The following is a 17,107-nucleotide window of genomic DNA, read 5'->3' as shown; positions in this document are numbered from 1 at the left end:
TTTTTTCACAGATGATAAGAAAACGCTTTCTTAATGTGAGAATATCAACTTAAGTAAAAAAAGTAAACATATTTTATTAAATTTATTAAGTAAAATTTTTTACTCATATAGAGAGAAAAGAAGCCCTCCATATTAGGAGGGGCTTCCAGTTGATTATATGGTGCTTTTTCGAAAAACAGGCTCTGAGGCAATCAGAACAGTTTTAGGCAATGTTCTGCCGTCCACAAGTCTTTCTAAAAGTAAATCGATCGCTGTCTCACAAAGTAATGACGTATGGATATGATACGTGGTGAGCGGCGGCGACACATATTGAGATACATGAATATCGTTGATACTAAAAACGCTGACGCGATTCGGCAGAGAAAATCCGCGCTCATTTAATGCTTGTAAGCAGCCAATGGCAAGAGGGTCACTAGCGACACAAAAAGCGGTGGGCAGATCATCACCAAGCTCATCAATCGCCTTCATCATGAGCGCATAGCCTTCATCGACTGAGAAATGGTGGCCGATATAGACCAATCGCTCATCAAGCATATGGCGGGCAAGCATGTATTCACGGAAAGTCGTTTCACGAATATCTGGAATGTGCACATTCGTATTGAGATCAAGATCTGTGCCGCCAATGAATCCAATGGATGAGTGTTCTTTTTCGATAAAAGAATCGACGATCTTTTCAACAATTCGTTTCAGGTTCGGCTTTACAGAATCAAAACGATCTTCATCCGGTGTCGTATCAATAAAGACAATGTGCGGAGTGACCGCATATAATTGGTCAAGCTCTGACGTTTTAAATCGGCCGATGGCGATGATCCCTTCTGTAGCAGGATCAATGGAATGAAGCCCATCAGAAGGATTGTAAGCGGTGACATTTAAGCTCCGAGTATTGGTGAGTTCCTCAATGCCGAGTCGAATGGATTTAAAATAAATATCTTCAAGCTCTTCCTTTTCGGTCATCCAATAGAGAAAGGCGATTTTTTTTAATGAATGTTTGAATGTCTTCTTTTGGTAGGACAAAGCTTCTGCGGCGGCATATACTTTTTCGCGTGTTTGATCGGTGACAGATAGGTTGGGATCTTGGTTCAGTACGCGAGATACCGTTGCAATGGATAAGCCTGCTTTTTCTGCAATGTCCTTTATTTTAGCTGCCAAATCAGCACCTCCTATAGAAAATATCTCCTCTTAGTATAGAGTCTTTAAAAAAATTAGTAAATATTTTTATTAAATTGTTTTCGTTTAGGCGGTTCTTTACGTGGTGGAAAGGAATTAGTAAGATATATATATGTAAGGTGTTGGATTAAGATTTCTGATAGGAGAGGGACCGATGTATTACGATGCACTGAAGACATTTGTAACAGTGGTGGAGGAGAAGAACTTTACAAAAGCAGCCCAAAAGCTGCGGATTTCTCAGCCGAGTGTTAGTCTTCATATTAAGAACTTGGAGCAGGAATTCCAGACCGTTCTGCTGAATCGTTCGCCAAAGCAATTAACCGTTACACCAACTGGGGATATGCTGTACCATCGATCAAAACAAATCATTCGTCTCTATGAACAGGCGAAGCAGGACATTTATGAGCATCATCATTTGGCAAGAGGAAAGCTGACCATCGGGGCGAGCTTCACAATTGGTGAGTATGTGCTGCCGCAAATATTGGCGGAGTTTCATCAGCTCTATCCGCATGTTGATATTGAGGTGGTCATTGATAATACAGAGGCGATCGCCGGACACGTCCGTTTATTCCATGTCGATATCGGTTTGATCGAAGGACAAACCAATGACAAAGAGCTTTCTGTAGAAACTTTTCTAGAGGACGAGCTGTATATTGTGGCGCCATTAGATCATCCTTTTGCCAAGAAAAAAGATGTCACCATTGATCAATTACAAAACGAAACATGGATCACGAGAGAAGAGGGATCAGGGACAGGAGAATATTTACAGCATGTCCTGAAATCAAATGGACTGAAAGCACGAACCTTTGTGACCTTTAGCAGCAATCAAGCCATTAAAGAAGCTGTGATCCACGGAATGGGTCTTTCTGTTTTATCTAAATATGTCCTCCAGCGAGGCAGCATTGGCGGTGAATTGGCTGTTATTTCTGTGAGAGGCATGGATTTCAAACGAAAATTCTCCTATGTCGAGTCACCGATGACTGGGGGAAATAAAAATAAGGAATTGCTCGTTGAATTGTTAAGGAAAGAGAAAAAAGGAGCTTCTCCACAATAGGAGAAGCTTCTTTTTTTATAACCCTTTGATTTTAATTTCATCGACTGGAAGGAAGATTTCACCTGTATCTGTATATTTCATGGTGACCTGATCGCCCTCTTTTAAATAGATGACGAGAGGTTCTTTTTCAGATGACATAGTGTAGCTTTTTCCATCGTCTAGCAGGAAGGTGACGGTTGTATAATCACCGGTCTTTTCTTTGTAGACTCGTTTGACCTTCCCTGCTGCTTCTTTCTTTTCTTGCTTAGAGGAACTGTTAACGGTACCGCCGCCTTTTTGCAGAGCTGTTTTATAGGCTCTCAGTGCTTCGTTTGGTGTAGAAGCGTACGCAGCGATTTCTGGATTGGCTGCAGAAACGATAAAGTAGTTTTGCAGGAATCCATTTGAATCGAGAACCGGTGTGAGCCAGCTGGCTTCACCATAGAAATTATAGAGAATCGGCATGCGCCCTTTCCATTTCTTCTCGATGAATCGTTTCTCAATAATTTGCAGAGCGCCCTGAGAATCCATATAGGATTCTTCAAGATTTCCGGTATAATAAGTCGCTTTTCCTGTCCGGGCATTTGTGAGGGCATATCCGAGCATGGAATCAACGCCCTCTTTCGGACTTGTGAAATCTGTGAAGTAATACATATCTCCTTTTGAATCAAACACTGGGCTCACATTGGCTTCCGTTCCTTCATCGGAAGGCAGCTTTACATCTGACTTCCCAAACATACTGTTCCAGAACCCGTGAATATAGTTTCCGAAATAGCTGTTTTGCAGGCTGACCGCCTCTGGTGAAACAGCACCGTCGATAAAGGCAGGTACTTGATCTAGAGCATATTTCTTCGTGGCACCCGTTTTGGCATCAACAACGACCACACCGGAAGCTTTAAAGCCGTTTCGTGCAGAGATGAAATCGCCATACGTTTGAATGTAATAAGGCTTGCCGTCATCATTGATTTCCAGCTGTGTATCGCCGTAGAAAATCAAATCTGGGTACTGGAGACGGATATGCCGCTCAATTTCTTTGTTGAAATAGGAGGAAGGCGTATAAACCATCTCCGTCTTCACGAACTTTGGATTAGCAGATGAGTCAGTCGCGCTTAATGTAAAGTAACCCGGCGTGCTGCCTGCACGAATCCATTTAAAGAAGTCCGAGAATTCCACCGGAGCGATGTAAACATACTCACCGTTGACCTTCTGAATTTGCAAGCTGCCAAGCTCATAGTAGCTTGTATTTGGAACCTGTCCGAACGATTTCTTCATTTTATTACGAGCAAATTGAGGCGGTACACTCGCAGGTGTTTCTGTCTCTTCAAACGCTTTGATTTCTACTTTTTGCTCCATTTTGGAGACATCGAATTTCTCATTCGCATTGAATAGAAAAGCTGTCGCCATGTAAACACCGAGCAGTAATAGAATAAGGAACAGCACGCCTTTGATTTTACGCTCCAATCCAACTGACAAAAAGGCGCCTGCTGCTGTCACAACAAGACCAATCAGCCATAGGGAGGAAGGGTTCCGATCTAAATTGGTGATGTAATAGAAAACAAAAATACCGATCATAAACAGTAAAGCAAGGCCAGCAATCCACATGAACGGCACCTGCTGTTCTGTTCCTTTCTTTCTTATAATCAACCTAATTGGTGTGAGCAAAAGGGTCAGGACAAGACCGATCACAACCGAAAATAACAGAATATATCCCACAAACAGATCTCCTTTCAAATCAATCACTCTTTTAGTATATACGAGTGAGGCGGGGAAAAGATTCATCGGATGGAAGGTTCATCTAAATGCCAATCGAGTTGATGGCGGAACGAACATCTTCTTTCAGTTCGTAAAACTTGAGTCTTTGTTCAATTTTTTCTATTAAGGCATCAATGGCTTGACCTGACATATGTGTTTGGATGCGATTTTGATGTGTATACACTTTGATCTGAAGTTCATCGATTAGATCTAAAATTTTTTCCGCTTCTTGACGGTCATCTGCAAACTCATTTTGAAGCTGATGTCGGATGGCTCTGATAAGTGCTGTTTTCTGTTCTTCTTTGATCTTTGCTTTCAAAGCTGCCAGCTCTGCTGGTGTCATGTCTTCCGTGTCAAAGTTTGCTTTTGAGAAGATGGAGCTTGATGTATGCGTATCTGTCATTCTTTGCAAAAAACGATCTGCATCTGTTGGTTGTTTCTTTGAAAATTCCATTTATCGTACTCCTTAAGAAATACCCATGTTCTTCGCCAGGGCTATATCTGCATCGTGGTATTGTTTTCCAAGATCGCTCATATCATCTGATAGTGAGTCCATCCACCTTTTCATATTCATAGCGCTATCAATCGCTGTATCATACTTTTTGACCGAATAGAACTCATTTTCAAGACCCTCTGTTTTTAAGTGGCGAATCACGGCATCTACATCTGAAGCCGTCAGCTGATCATACGAACCGAAACCGACAATTTGTTTGTATCTCGAACGAACTCGTTCTACCGATTGATCTACTTTGTCATCGAGTTTCTCAATTTTGCGAATGATTTGCTGCATATGGTGATCGGCATATGTCGAGAATTTACGCCCTGTGTTCATGAGAACGTGGGACTTAATTAAAATCGCCACTACACTATGCGGATCAACATTAGATTGACCCAACTGTTGTAACATGGCCGTAGTAAGAGAAGGATTTTTTTTCAACATATCATCAATGGTTTGAACGGAGCCATCTGGCGAAAAGGTATAACGATCTAATCCATGGCTGCCAGCGAGGGCTTCAAGAAATAAATTCGCATCCAGTGAAGGATTCACACTCATTGCCCGATTGAGGAGGTCTTTTATGAATTGGACGGCTTTTGAGGAGTCCTCGGAGTAATCGACGCCTTCAGGGAGAGCGGCATCATACATCACTTTCACTCGACCGATTTCTGTCGTATGCCGATTTAAAAGAGAAAGCCCGTCATTGAGATTGATATATTCTGTTAATCTACTGCGGTAATCACCTTTTAATGCTTTAGCTTGTAGACCATCCGATAGATTTGGGTAAATATTCGGATTCTCAAAGGTGACCCCGCCTTGAATAAAATCATTTTTGACAAGAACATAGGAAGCATTTGACCCGCCAAGCGAATGCCCTGTCACATACATCTTCGCATTCGGCATTTTCTTATGGATTTCTTTCGCATACCGATCCGCTTGAACCATTTGATTCTCTGCACCATGCTCAAATGGGATATTTTTAATCAGATACTTTGTATCCGAAACCATCCAATCTTGAACAATTTCATTTGTATAGGCGGTTGTGCCTGTTGTCAACTTAGTCGTCACTTCCTGTGAACCCTTCGACCGACTAAAAGGAGGCAGCTTCGTCAAAATGGTAGAAAGAAGATCATCTGACTCTTTTTTTCCATGTTTTTTAATGGTATCTTTATATTGGCCTGCACCAATCGGTTCAGAACCACGGTAGGCGATGACGGCGTTTTTGATTTTGGTGAGGTCTTTGCCGCCATTAGAACGATCAAAATCTTCTTCGGAAACGATAGTTAGTGTATTAAGTCCTTTATTTGTTTCTTTATAATCAACCACATACATAGTCTTATTTTTACTAATTTCTATCTCACTAGAAATTCTATAGTAATCTATATTATAAGATGCGTTTGAAATAAGATTATAGTCTTTGGCGGAAAGTTCTTTTCGAGATGGGCTTTTAGGCAAAATTGTCACTCCTGTAATATTTATCTTATTTATTATAATATATAGTATGAATGATATCTATAAAAAGAGGATTTAAATCCTCAAGATTAATAAAGGTGGATTATCGAATGAAAAACACAATAAAAGTTGTGCTTATATTGTTTACTATCGTTATTATTTTAATAATTTCTCTTATTCTCCAACAAGATAAGAAAGAAAAATCGAATAATTCAGGGGGGGAAACTGTTGTGAAAGAGAAAAGCGATCAAGAAAAAGCAGAAGAATTCGCAGAGAAAATGAAACCAAAAATAGAAGAAAGATTACATAAAAAAGATATCCATCATTTTATAGAGAAAATTACATTCAAAAAAAAGGTAGTCATAAGTCCAATGGGATATGTAACAGTTGATGGTTATATAAATGATGATGCTGAAAAATTTTATTTCTCAGCATCATTAATACATAAATCTAACGAAATTGGTTCAATGAGCTATTCTCCAGAGTTGTCTTATAGGTTTAAAGACTGGGATAAGTATAAAGATGAGCCTGATATAAAAGAAAACTACCTTAATAGACTTTCTGAAAAAGAACGAGAGCAATATCTAAAGGATATTGGAGAAAAAGAGTAAAACAGGTACTAGCTTACCTGTTTTTATTTTGTCAAATTCAATAGTCGGCTGATTAATGTTCATTAAGGAGTTTTGTGTTTTATGAGAAATATTATGAAACTTACTATTATAATTGTGGCCGTCATTATCTCAGTAACTGCGTTCATTGTAGAGTACATTAATAAGAGTCTATCAGATGAAGTAGTGGAAGAGAAAAGCGACCAAGAAAGAGCAGAAGAGTATGCAAAGAAGATGAAGCCAAAAATTGAAGAGGATTTACGTGAGTCTGATATTCACGAATTTATAAAAAAAATCACCTTCAAAAATCAAGTAACGATCAATCCGATGGGGCACATCATTATTAGAGGATATATCAATGATGAACCCGAGAGATTTAGTTTCGAAGCATTGTTGAGATATGAATCTGGTAAGGTTGATTCAATGAGTTATGACCCTGATTTATCAGACCGCTTTATAGATTGGGAAGAATATAAAGATGAGCCGGAAGTGAAAGAAAATTACCTTAAAAGTTTTACTAAGGAGGAACGTGAACAGTATCTGAGAGACATTGGAGAAAAAAAGTAAAACAGGTATTTATGTACCTTTTTTTTTATGTTTCATTCATAAAAAAGGTGGAAGTGCTAGATATGAAAAATACAATAAAACTTGTTGCTGTATTAGTTGTGATCATTCTTGTCTCAGTGATTTCGTTAATCGTTCAGCACAATAAGCAAAGTCAAACAAATGTAAATGTAGAGGTAAAAGAAAAAAGCGACCAAGAAAAAGCAGAAGAGCTTGCAGAGGAGATGAAACCTAAGATTGAAGAGCATTTACATAAAAGAGACATTCATCACTTTATTAAAACCATAACGTTTGAAAAAGATGTGACCATTAACCCCATGGGAGATATTAATATTGATGGATATGTGAATGATGAGCCGGAGAAGTACGATTTTTCAGCATCCTTACAGTATAGAGCTAAAAAAATAGGTTCGATGAGTTATTCTTACGAGTTATCAATTCGCTTCAGGGACTGGGAAAAATATAAAGATGAACCGGAATTAAAAGAAGATTTTTTAAAGAGTCTATCCAAAAAAGAACGCGAACAATATCTTAAAGACATTGGAGAAAAAGAGTAATAACAAGTAAGTAATTTCCGATTAACCCTAAATAATTGACAAGGCATATGCTATCATTCACCTAACAACACTTACAAACAAGGGAGAGATTTCACCGATGGCAAATACAAAGAAATTGATCATAGATGTAGATACTGGAATCGATGATGCGATTGGGATTTTGCTGGCAGTGAAAAGTAAGCAGTTTGATATGTTGGGGATTACAACGGTGTGCGGGAATGTGTCTGTCGATACCGCTACTTTGAATACGTGTAAAGTGCTTGAGCTGGTTGAGGCAGATAACATTCCTGTCATCAAAGGTTCAGCAACCCCTCTTTTAAGAGCACCTCATTATGAACATCGGGTACACGGTGAGGATGGAATTGGCGGCGCTTTAAAGGACGCCCGGCCTAAGAAGACCGCAGATGTTGGTTTTGCGCCTGATTTTATCATTGAACAAGTGCTGCAGTATTCGAAGCAGGTCACGCTTGTGTTGACAGGGCCCTTAACGAATTTAGCCCTTGCGGTAAAAAAATGCCCTGAGCTGATTCATCATGTGAAAGAGGTCATTTTTATGGGGGGAGTCGTGCAGGGGCAGGGGAATGTCACACCGGTTGCGGAATTTAATACATATGCAGATCCAGAAGCGGCAAAATTGGTGCTGGAGGCTGGATTCCCTTCATTGACTCAAGTAGGGCTGGATGTCACGAGACAGGTCTTGTTAACGGATGAGAGAATCGATGCCATTCAAAATGAAACGTTGGCAGCTTACATCAGAGAGAGTACAAGCATTTACCGCCAGCGCTATTTTGAGCGCAATGGTGTGTGGGCGTGTGCCATGCATGATCCGCTTGCTGTAAGTCTTGCCATTAACAAGGAGCTTGTAAGCACACAGGCTTTTCATGTAGAAGTGGAGACGAAGAGTGAGTTTTGTGACGGTCAAATGATCTGTGATTTTCAGCACCAATGGGAAAAAGAGCGCAATGTCCAAGTGTGTATGGATGTAGATGCTGAAGCTTTTTTTGATTTATTGATCAAAACGATGAATTCATAAAAAAGAAGTCTGTGCAAACAGGCTTCTTTTTTATAAGATGGGAACATGAGGAAATGTATGCGCTCACATTAAAAGGAAGGAGTGAAGTCAATTGGCTTCTGTCAGTTTAAGTAGTATTGAAAAAATACGAGCAGCAAGCAGAGGATTGCCGCCAAAGTTGAAAGGAATAGCAGAACATATTACGAGTGAACCTGGCGACATTATTCATTTATCTATTGTCGAGCTTGCCAAAAAGACAGCGAGCTCAGAGGCAACGATTTTTCGTCTTTGTAAAAGGCTTGGATTTGAGGGCTTTCAAGATTTGAAGATTGCAATTGCCCAGGAAATAGATCAAACAAAGCCTGATTATGTAGACGAAGAAATGAGTCTTGATGATGATACGGCCGTTTTTATGCAAAAGGTTTTTCAGGCGAATATATCCGCATTAAAGGATAGCTTTCAATTGTTGAATCCAGAAGATGTAGAAAAAGCCATACAACTCATTCATGAAGCAAAGCGCTTAGAGTTTTATGGGAGTGGCGGGTCTGGCCTCATTGCAACAGACGCTTTTCATAAATTTATGAGGACAGGCATCAACTGTATTGTTCACACCGATTCTCATTTTCAAGCGATGTCTGCCGGTCTTCTCGACCAGCACAGTACAGTGATCGGTATATCTCATTCTGGCCGGAATAAAGATTTACTCGATGCTATGAAAACAGCAAAGGAAAAAGGCGCGAAAACCATCGGTATTACAAGCTATCAGCGCTCTCCATTAAGCCAGCTTGCTGATGTTACATTGTATACATCGACGCAGGAAACGGCCTTTCGAACAGAGGCGATGTCTGCAAGACTTGCTCAGCTCACTGTCATTGACGTACTATACTTTGCACTTGCTCACTTAAGGCAGCAGGAAACTTTATCGAATTTAAAACAAATGAGAGAAACCATTTCACAAAAAAGGGTGTAATGGTTTCAAAAATAAATTTTTCTATTAATGAAAAATGCTGTTGTGGTAACGATTGTGAGCTTTTAAGTGAAAAAAATTTTCTTTTCAGTCGTTGAATGTCGAAAAAATTATTCCTATAATGGGATTTAACAGGTATATCAAAACAATAAATATGATTTCAAATCAATGATTGGGCGTGATACAGATGAAGGGAAACCAGGCGGTAATTGGTTTGGATATTGGAACAACAAGTACAAAGGCGGTTCTATTTGGACCACAGGGGAAATTGATAGCAAAGCATTCGGTTCCTTACGATCTGATTCAGCCCCAGCCAGCATGGGTTGAACAGGACCCTGAACATATATTAGAAGCTGTCATTGCAAGTGTAAGAGGTGTGTTGACGAAAGCAGCATTTGATGCAAAACGTCTCATAGGCATCGGAATTAGTACAGCGATGCATTCCTTGATTGTGATGGATAAGGATGGCAAGGCGTTAACGAACAGTATCATTTGGGCAGATAACAGAAGTGCAGAACAAGCGAAGCGAATCATTTCGGACATGGATGGCTTCCAAGTGTATAAAAGAACCGGTACACCGATCCATCCAATGTCACCGCTTTCAAAAATAAGGTGGTTCAAGGAAATGGCACCTGATGTCTTCAAGAAGGCAGCGAAATTTATTTCCATCAAAGAATATATTCTTTATCATTTCTTTGGCCAGTATGTGGTCGATTATTCAATTGCTTCAGCAACAGGGCTGTTCCGATTGGAAACGCTTCAATGGGATGAAGAGGCGCTTCGTATTACTGGAATTAAAGCCAATCAATTGTCTGAACTTGTTCCGACGACGCATCAGCTGAGAGGTCTTCAGTCAGAGATCGCCCTGCGAATGGGTATTGCGGAAGATACACCCTTTGTGGTTGGTGCGAATGATGGGGTTCTCGCGAATTTAGGTGTGGGGGCAATTGGAAAAGGTGAGGTGGCTGTCACGATTGGGACAAGCGGTGCAGTCCGTACGGTCGTGGACAAACCAATCACAGATGAACAATCAAGAACGTTCTGCTATGCGCTGACTGATAAGCATTGGGTGGTTGGAGGACCGACGAATAATGGCGGAATCATGCTGAGATGGCTGAAGGATGAATTTGGATCCTCGGAGGTGGAGGTAGCAAAGCGCCTTGGAGTGGATCCTTATGACCTGATGATTGATATTGCGAAAAAAGTTCCAGCCGGCTCAGAGGGGCTGCTGTTTCTGCCATTTTTAACAGGTGAACGTGCACCTTATTGGAATCCAAATGCGAGAGGTACTTTCTTTGGGATCGGTCTTCAGCATAAGCGGGAGCATTTTATAAGAGCTGTGTTAGAAGGCGTCATTATGAGTGTTTTCTCAATCGGTGTTGCCTTAAGGGATTTAACCGGTTCTGCAAAGGATGTCAGGGCGTCGGGCGGATTTGCGCGATCTCCGCTGTGGCGGCAAATTTTAGCGGATACAATGGGCAGGGAAGTACTTGTCCCAGAAAGCTACGAGGCATCAGCACTTGGGGCGGCTGTCCTCGCACTTCATAGTTTAGGTTATATGGAAGAGATAGAAGAGGTTCAAGATTGGATTCGAATCTCTGCCCGTCATGAACCAAATATGGAGAACAATGAAACATACATAGAATTGTTTTACTTATATGAGCGCCTCTATGACAAACTGAAGGATGAATTTGATGTCATCAGTGCGCTGCAATTAAAACAAAATCATTAAACATCAGGGAAAAGGTGGGAGAGCATGCTTTTATTCATCGTGATTGCAGCAATTGTCCTTTTACTCATCCTCATAACAGTTGCTAAGTTGAATCCGTTTGTGAGTTTAATTATTACTTCTATGTTAGTCGGCTTTGCCACAGGGATGGACCTGCAGGAAATCATTCAATCCATTAAAACGGGGTTAGGCAATACGTTATCATTATTGGCCATAGTTCTAGCGCTTGGCACCATGCTTGGGAAAATGATGGCTGAATCAGGTGGAGCTGAGAGGATTGCTCACACATTAATCGGCCGGTTTGGGACAAAAAATGTGCATTGGGCAATGATGTTTGTTGCCTTTATTGTGGGGATACCTGTCTTTTTCCAGGTCGGATTCGTTCTTCTCATTCCTTTATTGTTTACGATTGCGATTGAAACGGGCATCTCGCTCGTGACAATTGGGATTTCGCTCATTGCTGGCTTGTCTGTCGTTCATGGTCTTGTGCCGCCTCATCCAGCTGCCATGGCGGCTGTCGGCATCTATCATGCCAACGTGGGGAAAACCATTTTCTTTTCCATTATTGTCGGTTTACCGACAGCTATTATTGCTGGGCCGCTGTATGGAAAGTGGATTGGAAAACGGATTCATAAACCAGTTCCGGAGCTGCTGAGAAAGCAATTTACTGAACGCAATGAAGATCGAAAACTTCCCGGCTTTGCAAATACGATGTTTACGATTTTGGTGCCAGTGATTCTAATGCTTCTTGCCACACTGGCAGATATTATTTTACCAGAGGACAGTTTATGGTTTCAGATATTCAAGTACATTGGAGATCCAATTACAGCACTGCTGATTGCAACCGTGTATTCTTTCTTCAGTCTTGGCTTTGTGCAAGGGATGAGCCGTGACCGGGTGCTTTCCTTTAGTAATGAGTGCTTAGGTCCAATCGCTTCCATTCTGCTTGTCATTGGAGCAGGCGGGGCTTTCAATAATGTGCTCATCGATTCAGGTGTCGGTGATTATATTGCAGATTTAGCCAAACATTCGCCGATCTCGCCAATTTTGCTTAGCTGGCTGATTGCTGCGGTTATTCGTGTGGCAACAGGATCTGCTACGGTCTCCATGATGACCGCAGCTGGTATTGTCGCACCGATTGCTGCATCTATGCCGGATGTGAGCAGAGAGCTTCTAGTGTTAGCTACAGGGGCGGGTTCGTTGATTTTGTCTCACGTCAATGATTCTGGTTTTTGGCTGATTAAAGAGTATTTTGGTATGACCATTAAGGAAACGTTTTTGACATGGACGGCTATGGAGACGATCATTTCTGTTAGTGCTATTACATTTATTATGATCATTAATATGTTTATATAGCGAAACGCAACAGCCTGATTCTTCGGAATTGGGCTGTTTTTGCTTTTAGCCATACCACCTTTTTCAGATTGGGGTAAAATGAAGATATTGAGATGTGGGAGGCGGACAAGATTGAACCATTAAAACACGTTTATCATGAATTATTTATTGCAGAATTAGCCGACAAACTTGCACAAGCGTCGACTGGATTTAATGCTGAGGAATTCCAACGGCTTGTGTTTCAAAAGGATTGGCAGCAGCTGGAGTTAAAAGGCAGAATGAGAAGAGTCACTGAATCAATGCATGCCTGTTTGCCTAAGGATTATAAGCAGGCAATTGAGGTGCTGCGTCAGACAGCCCCGCATTTTTCAGGACTTAGTGCGCTTGTATTTCCAGACTACGTCGAAACGTACGGTCTAACACATTGGGATATCTCGATCAAGGCGCTCGAATTCTTTACGCCCTTTTCCACTTCTGAATTTGCTGTTCGGCCTTTTCTAATTCAGGATCAAGACAAAATGCTGGCGCAAATGCTCGTATGGTCACAGAATCAAAATGAGCATATTCGGCGGCTTGCTAGTGAAGGATGCAGACCACGTTTGCCATGGGGATTAACTGTTCCTGCACTTAAAAAGAATCCTTCGGTTACGCTGCCTATATTAGAAAACTTGAAGTCGGACCCAGCGCGCTATGTGCAAAAAAGTGTAGCGAACCACTTAAATGACATTTCTGCGATACAGCCTGATCTGATGAAGAAGACGGCTAAAAGCTGGTATGGAACGAATGAACATACGAATTGGATCATCAAACATGCATCCCGTACCTTACTAAAAAAAGGCGATCCAGATATCATGGCTTTGTTTGGTTATGGGGACGATCCATCTGTTCAAGTAACGGATTTGAAGGTAGTGCAAAATCCAATTCGTATTGGAGAGAAAATGACCTTTCAATTTACACTTCAAGCTGCTAAGTCACTAAAGCTGCGTGTAGAGTATGCCATAGACTATGTCAAAGCTCGGGGTACCCGCAATCAAAAGGTATTTAAAATCACAGAGTTTGAAACAAGTGCAGCGTTACATAGAGAATTCGTCAGGTCACAGTCCTTTCAAAATATGACGACTAGAAAGCACTATGAGGGAATCCATACTTTAACGATTATCATCAACGGCATTCCAAAAGCGTCGGTTGATTTTGAAGTTACAGAAGATAGCAGCTCATGAAAAAACCCGCCATTTCGGCGGGTTTTGGCGTTTAAGCTTCTTTTTCATTAAGAATGAAGCGATGATGGCAGCGACTAAGAAGCCGATGCTAATAATGGAGCTAGGCAGGTTTTCTTGTCTGAATAGGAACAAAACAAAGCTCAAGCTGAGTACAAGACCTGCAAATAAAGTCAAATACGGAAACAGCCACACTTTGAAATACGGCTCCTGTGGATATTTTGGACGCAGCTTTAGATGTGCCATACAAATGCTGATCCAAATGAGTGAAACCGCAAAACCAGGAATAGCCAGCATATAGCTGAAAATTTGGTCCGGATATAAGTAAGCAAAGAATGTTCCAATGAGAAGAAATAGAACGGTCACCCATAAACTCAAAATGGGTACGCCTCTTTTGTTGACCTGTGCCAGCTTTTTCGGACCGCCATCTGATTTAGAAAGAGAATGAATCATTCTCGTCGTTCCATAAATTCCAGAATTGGCCGCAGATAGAACGGCTGTAATCAAGACGAAATTAATGAAGTGAGAGGCGCCTTGCATACCAGCAGCAGAGAAGACTTGGACAAAAGGACTGTTATTTGGGTCAATTTGATTCCAAGGAATGAGTCCGCAGATGATCAAAATCGGCAATGTGTAAAATAAGATAATCCGCCACATCATACTTTTGACTACTCCAGGCAAGACCTTCTCCGCATCCTTTGTTTCAGTAATGGTCAGCCCGATCAATTCAGAGCCTCCATAAGAGAAAATAACCACTAAAAGTGATGCAAAGATCGCACCCCATCCGTTCGGGACGAAGTTTTGATAGTTGGTAAGCGCTGGTGTGCTTTGTTCGTTTGGAATGATCCCAAATAATAATGCTGCACCGAGAATAATAAAGACAATAATAACGAAAATCTTCATTCCAGCGAACCAAAATTCAATTTCACCAAAGTATTTTACATTATTTAAGTTAATTCCGATGACTAAGAGTGAGCAAAGTAAACATAGTGACCATAGCGGTACGTTCGGCAGCCAGTATTGAAGCAGACTGCCAGCTGCAATAATCTCAATGACACATACAGTGAGCCACATAAAACAGTAAACCCAGCCGACGACAAATGAAAAACGTTGACCAAGCGCAATTTGTATAAGGTCGCGTAGATTATTTCCCGGGTACACAATGGCCATTTCGGCTAATGCTGCCATCACAATGAGGAGCAGCAATCCGGCAAATACATAGGAAAAGATCACCCCAGGACCTGCTAAACCAATTGTATCGGCACTACCTTTAAAGATTCCTGTACCAATGACCCCGCCCATCGCAATCATGCGAATGTGACGCGGTGATAAAAGCTTTTTTAATTCTTGTTGCTCCTGATTCGCGCTCATGACGTTCTCCTTTTTTAAAAATGCTTATGTTCCATTTTCTTTTTTCAGGACGTCAGTGTCAATATAAAAAAAGAGATTTTTCAGACAAAAACAGCGGTTGATTCTATCAAAACATATATTTATATCCATAATTACCTTATTTCATCCATATTCTAAAAATGAAACTTCAAATAAATGAAGATTTGCCTTATTTATGACATAAACAATTTTCAGTTTTTGTCGATATATCATTTGTATTACTAAAGTCCTAATAAAGAATTATTTATAACTGTAAAATATTTCAAAAACGTTAGAGTTGAAAGGAGTTATGAAAGATGTTTAAGAGAAAAGGAAATGATTCATCGGCTGGAATCCTTCTGAGTGAAAGCAGCCAATTAATAGAAAAAATCGAAAAAGGAGACCTTTCAGCAAGACTAGACACTGCTGCATTCTCTTCAAGCCAAACGATAGAAGCGGTAGCGCAAATTAATGAAGCTTTGCAAAAGATGCAAGAAGCAAATGAAAATATTCAAATGAGGGTGGAATTAGTGACAAAAGCCATTAAAGTTGGCTTATGGGATATGGTCGTCATCGCTGGAGACCCGGTCAATCCAAAAAATGAATTTACATGGACGGATGAATTCCGCAAAATGCTCGGCTTTCAAAATGAGCACGATTTTCCAAATCTATTAGACAGCTGGGCATCTCGAATTCATCCGGATGAACAAGAATATACATTAGATGCATTTGCTTCGCATTTATTGGACCATTCGGGGCGTACGCCGTATGATATCGAATATCGCTTAAAGTTAAAAAACGGAGATTATCGCTGGTTCAAAGCAACTGGAACGACCGTTCGTGATCGAAATGGTGTCCCTCTTCGTGTGGCGGGAGCTCTTTTTGATATTCATGATCAGAAATTGAAAGAAGAAGAGCTGCAAGCATTCGTCACAAGATATGACTTAATCAACCGTGCGCTTGTTGAAGCTCCTTGGGACATGGTGGTAGAGGCCGGTGATCCAGTCAATCCAAATAACGAATTCTGGTGGTCTCCGCAGTTCAGATCAACTCTTGGCTTTAAGGATGAAAAAGATTTCCCGAATGTTCTGAGCAGCTGGAGCGATCGTCTGCATCCTGAGGATCAAGAAATGGCACTCCAAGCTTTTGCAGATCATTTAAATGACCACTCTGGCCGTACACCATTCGACATTGATTACAGATTACAGAGTAAAAATGGTGAGTACCGCTGGTATCATGCGGGTGGTGAAACCATTCGTGATGAAAAAGGTGTTCCTCTTCGTGTGGCAGGAACTATTCGTGACATCACGTTAGAAAAAAACAAAGAGAAAACAGCGGATGAAATGGCTTCACAAGTAGAACAGCTTTCAAGTTCTATTAGCGAGATGGTATCGGGCATTAGCTCTGTGACAAATCAAGCACAGGAGCTTGCTGTTGCTCAAGAGCAGTCAACGTCTGCCGCCCACTTAGCAAAAAATAGTGCAGATGAGACGAAAAATATTTCTGACTTAATCAAAGAAGTGGCGAACCAAACGAACCTGCTTGGTCTAAATGCTGCGATTGAAGCAGCTAGAGCTGGTGAACAAGGCCGCGGATTCTCTGTCGTTGCAGATGAAGTACGAAAGCTGGCGCTGCATAGTGCCAATGCAACGGAAAATATCGAATCTAGTTTAACGGATATGAAAACACAAATTGATGAAATTCTTGAAAATATCTCGAATATGACAGCTCTTACGCAAACTCAGGCTGCTTTAACAGAGCAGGTGAACGCTGCAGTCGATGAAGTGAATCACATGTCTCAGCGTCTTGTGGCGTATTCAAAGAGTATTTAATCGTCAAAAACCGCCCTC

Annotated in this window: 15 protein-coding genes; 10 read left to right on the top strand and 5 right to left on the bottom strand. The window is 41.0% G+C overall.

Annotated features, from left to right (window positions below; genetic code table 11):
• Positions 1-153: 153 nt before the first annotated feature.
• Entirely contained in the window at positions 154-1,149 is a 996-nt protein-coding gene (locus AOQ70_RS16715) for a LacI family DNA-binding transcriptional regulator (RefSeq protein ID WP_039182692.1), read from the bottom strand.
• 172 nt (positions 1,150-1,321) lie between these two features.
• On the opposite strand from AOQ70_RS16715, the gene AOQ70_RS16710 reads away from it, so the two are divergent.
• Positions 1,322-2,221 (top strand): LysR family transcriptional regulator, encoded by a 900-nt coding sequence (locus AOQ70_RS16710; RefSeq protein ID WP_041087486.1) that lies wholly within the window; start codon positions 1,322-1,324, stop codon positions 2,219-2,221.
• Between the two features lie 15 nt (positions 2,222-2,236).
• On the opposite strand, the gene AOQ70_RS16705 is transcribed toward AOQ70_RS16710, so the two are convergent.
• From AOQ70_RS16705 to AOQ70_RS16695, 3 genes are all read right to left on the bottom strand, one after another.
• Complete coding sequence (locus AOQ70_RS16705; protein WP_039182688.1) at positions 2,237-3,913, bottom strand: hypothetical protein; 1,677 nt, start codon at positions 3,911-3,913, stop codon at positions 2,237-2,239.
• A gap of 82 nt (positions 3,914-3,995) precedes the next feature.
• The gene (locus tag AOQ70_RS16700) at positions 3,996-4,406 is read right to left on the bottom strand and encodes a hypothetical protein (RefSeq protein ID WP_041087490.1); all 411 of its coding nucleotides are present in this window, start codon (positions 4,404-4,406) and stop codon (positions 3,996-3,998) included.
• 12 nt (positions 4,407-4,418) lie between these two features.
• Positions 4,419-5,912 carry a lipase family protein gene (locus AOQ70_RS16695; protein ID WP_231730898.1) on the bottom strand — a complete coding sequence of 498 codons (1,494 nt, stop codon included), beginning with the start codon at positions 5,910-5,912 and terminating at the stop codon, positions 4,419-4,421.
• A gap of 98 nt (positions 5,913-6,010) precedes the next feature.
• Between AOQ70_RS16695 and AOQ70_RS16690 the strand changes: the two genes are divergently transcribed.
• The 8 genes from AOQ70_RS16690 (at position 6,011) to AOQ70_RS16655 (ending at position 13,892) form a co-directional block, all read left to right on the top strand.
• A complete protein-coding gene (locus AOQ70_RS16690; RefSeq protein WP_058838407.1) occupies positions 6,011-6,511 on the top strand; it encodes a DUF1433 domain-containing protein in 501 nt (166 codons plus the stop codon).
• Positions 6,512-6,592: 81 nt separating this feature from the next.
• On the top strand, positions 6,593-7,075 hold the full coding sequence (locus AOQ70_RS16685) for a DUF1433 domain-containing protein (protein WP_059377507.1): 483 nt from the start codon (positions 6,593-6,595) through the stop codon (positions 7,073-7,075).
• Between the two features lie 62 nt (positions 7,076-7,137).
• On the top strand, positions 7,138-7,629 hold the full coding sequence (locus AOQ70_RS16680) for a DUF1433 domain-containing protein (protein ID WP_058838409.1): 492 nt from the start codon (positions 7,138-7,140) through the stop codon (positions 7,627-7,629).
• 97 nt (positions 7,630-7,726) lie between these two features.
• A complete protein-coding gene (locus tag AOQ70_RS16675; RefSeq protein WP_059377501.1) occupies positions 7,727-8,662 on the top strand; it encodes a nucleoside hydrolase in 936 nt (311 codons plus the stop codon).
• Between the two features lie 91 nt (positions 8,663-8,753).
• Positions 8,754-9,611 carry a MurR/RpiR family transcriptional regulator gene (locus tag AOQ70_RS16670; RefSeq protein ID WP_039182677.1) on the top strand — a complete coding sequence of 286 codons (858 nt, stop codon included), beginning with the start codon at positions 8,754-8,756 and terminating at the stop codon, positions 9,609-9,611.
• A 184-nt stretch (positions 9,612-9,795) separates the two neighbouring features.
• Entirely contained in the window at positions 9,796-11,340 is a 1,545-nt protein-coding gene (gntK, locus tag AOQ70_RS16665) for a gluconokinase (RefSeq protein WP_058838411.1), read from the top strand.
• A gap of 24 nt (positions 11,341-11,364) precedes the next feature.
• On the top strand, positions 11,365-12,693 hold the full coding sequence (locus tag AOQ70_RS16660; protein WP_059377497.1) for a GntP family permease: 1,329 nt from the start codon (positions 11,365-11,367) through the stop codon (positions 12,691-12,693).
• A gap of 110 nt (positions 12,694-12,803) precedes the next feature.
• The gene (locus AOQ70_RS16655) at positions 12,804-13,892 is read left to right on the top strand and encodes a hypothetical protein (RefSeq protein WP_371412194.1); all 1,089 of its coding nucleotides are present in this window, start codon (positions 12,804-12,806) and stop codon (positions 13,890-13,892) included.
• Here AOQ70_RS16655 and AOQ70_RS16650 read toward each other — a convergent pair.
• Positions 13,887-15,260 (bottom strand): amino acid permease, encoded by a 1,374-nt coding sequence (locus AOQ70_RS16650; RefSeq protein ID WP_059377492.1) that lies wholly within the window; start codon positions 15,258-15,260, stop codon positions 13,887-13,889. The two genes, AOQ70_RS16655 and AOQ70_RS16650, sit on opposite strands and share 6 nt — an antisense overlap.
• Positions 15,261-15,574: 314 nt before the next feature.
• Between AOQ70_RS16650 and AOQ70_RS16645 the strand changes: the two genes are divergently transcribed.
• Positions 15,575-17,089, top strand: a complete 1,515-nt coding sequence (locus AOQ70_RS16645) for a methyl-accepting chemotaxis protein (protein WP_059377485.1) — start codon at positions 15,575-15,577, stop codon at positions 17,087-17,089.
• Positions 17,090-17,107: the final 18 nt, after the last annotated feature.

The organism is Bacillus sp. AM 13(2015) (genome assembly GCF_001518755.1).
Taxonomy (GTDB): Bacteria; Bacillota; Bacilli; order Bacillales; family Bacillaceae; genus Bacillus; species Bacillus safensis.
This window is presented reverse-complemented; position numbering and strand designations above follow the sequence as displayed.

What these genes read in the sequence shown, in the direction of transcription:
- AOQ70_RS16700 (WP_041087490.1), bottom strand. Translation starts at nt 4,406, where the DNA reads ATGGAATTTTCAAAGAAACAACCAACAGATGCAGATCGTTTTTTGCAA.
- AOQ70_RS16660 (WP_059377497.1), top strand. Translation starts at nt 11,365, where the DNA reads ATGCTTTTATTCATCGTGATTGCAGCAATTGTCCTTTTACTCATCCTC.
- gntK (WP_058838411.1), top strand. Translation starts at nt 9,796, where the DNA reads ATGAAGGGAAACCAGGCGGTAATTGGTTTGGATATTGGAACAACAAGT.
- AOQ70_RS16690 (WP_058838407.1), top strand. Translation starts at nt 6,011, where the DNA reads ATGAAAAACACAATAAAAGTTGTGCTTATATTGTTTACTATCGTTATT.
- AOQ70_RS16675 (WP_059377501.1), top strand. Translation starts at nt 7,727, where the DNA reads ATGGCAAATACAAAGAAATTGATCATAGATGTAGATACTGGAATCGAT.
- AOQ70_RS16650 (WP_059377492.1), bottom strand. Translation starts at nt 15,260, where the DNA reads ATGAGCGCGAATCAGGAGCAACAAGAATTAAAAAAGCTTTTATCACCG.
- AOQ70_RS16680 (WP_058838409.1), top strand. Translation starts at nt 7,138, where the DNA reads ATGAAAAATACAATAAAACTTGTTGCTGTATTAGTTGTGATCATTCTT.
- AOQ70_RS16645 (WP_059377485.1), top strand. Translation starts at nt 15,575, where the DNA reads ATGTTTAAGAGAAAAGGAAATGATTCATCGGCTGGAATCCTTCTGAGT.
- AOQ70_RS16710 (WP_041087486.1), top strand. Translation starts at nt 1,322, where the DNA reads ATGTATTACGATGCACTGAAGACATTTGTAACAGTGGTGGAGGAGAAG.
- AOQ70_RS16685 (WP_059377507.1), top strand. Translation starts at nt 6,593, where the DNA reads ATGAGAAATATTATGAAACTTACTATTATAATTGTGGCCGTCATTATC.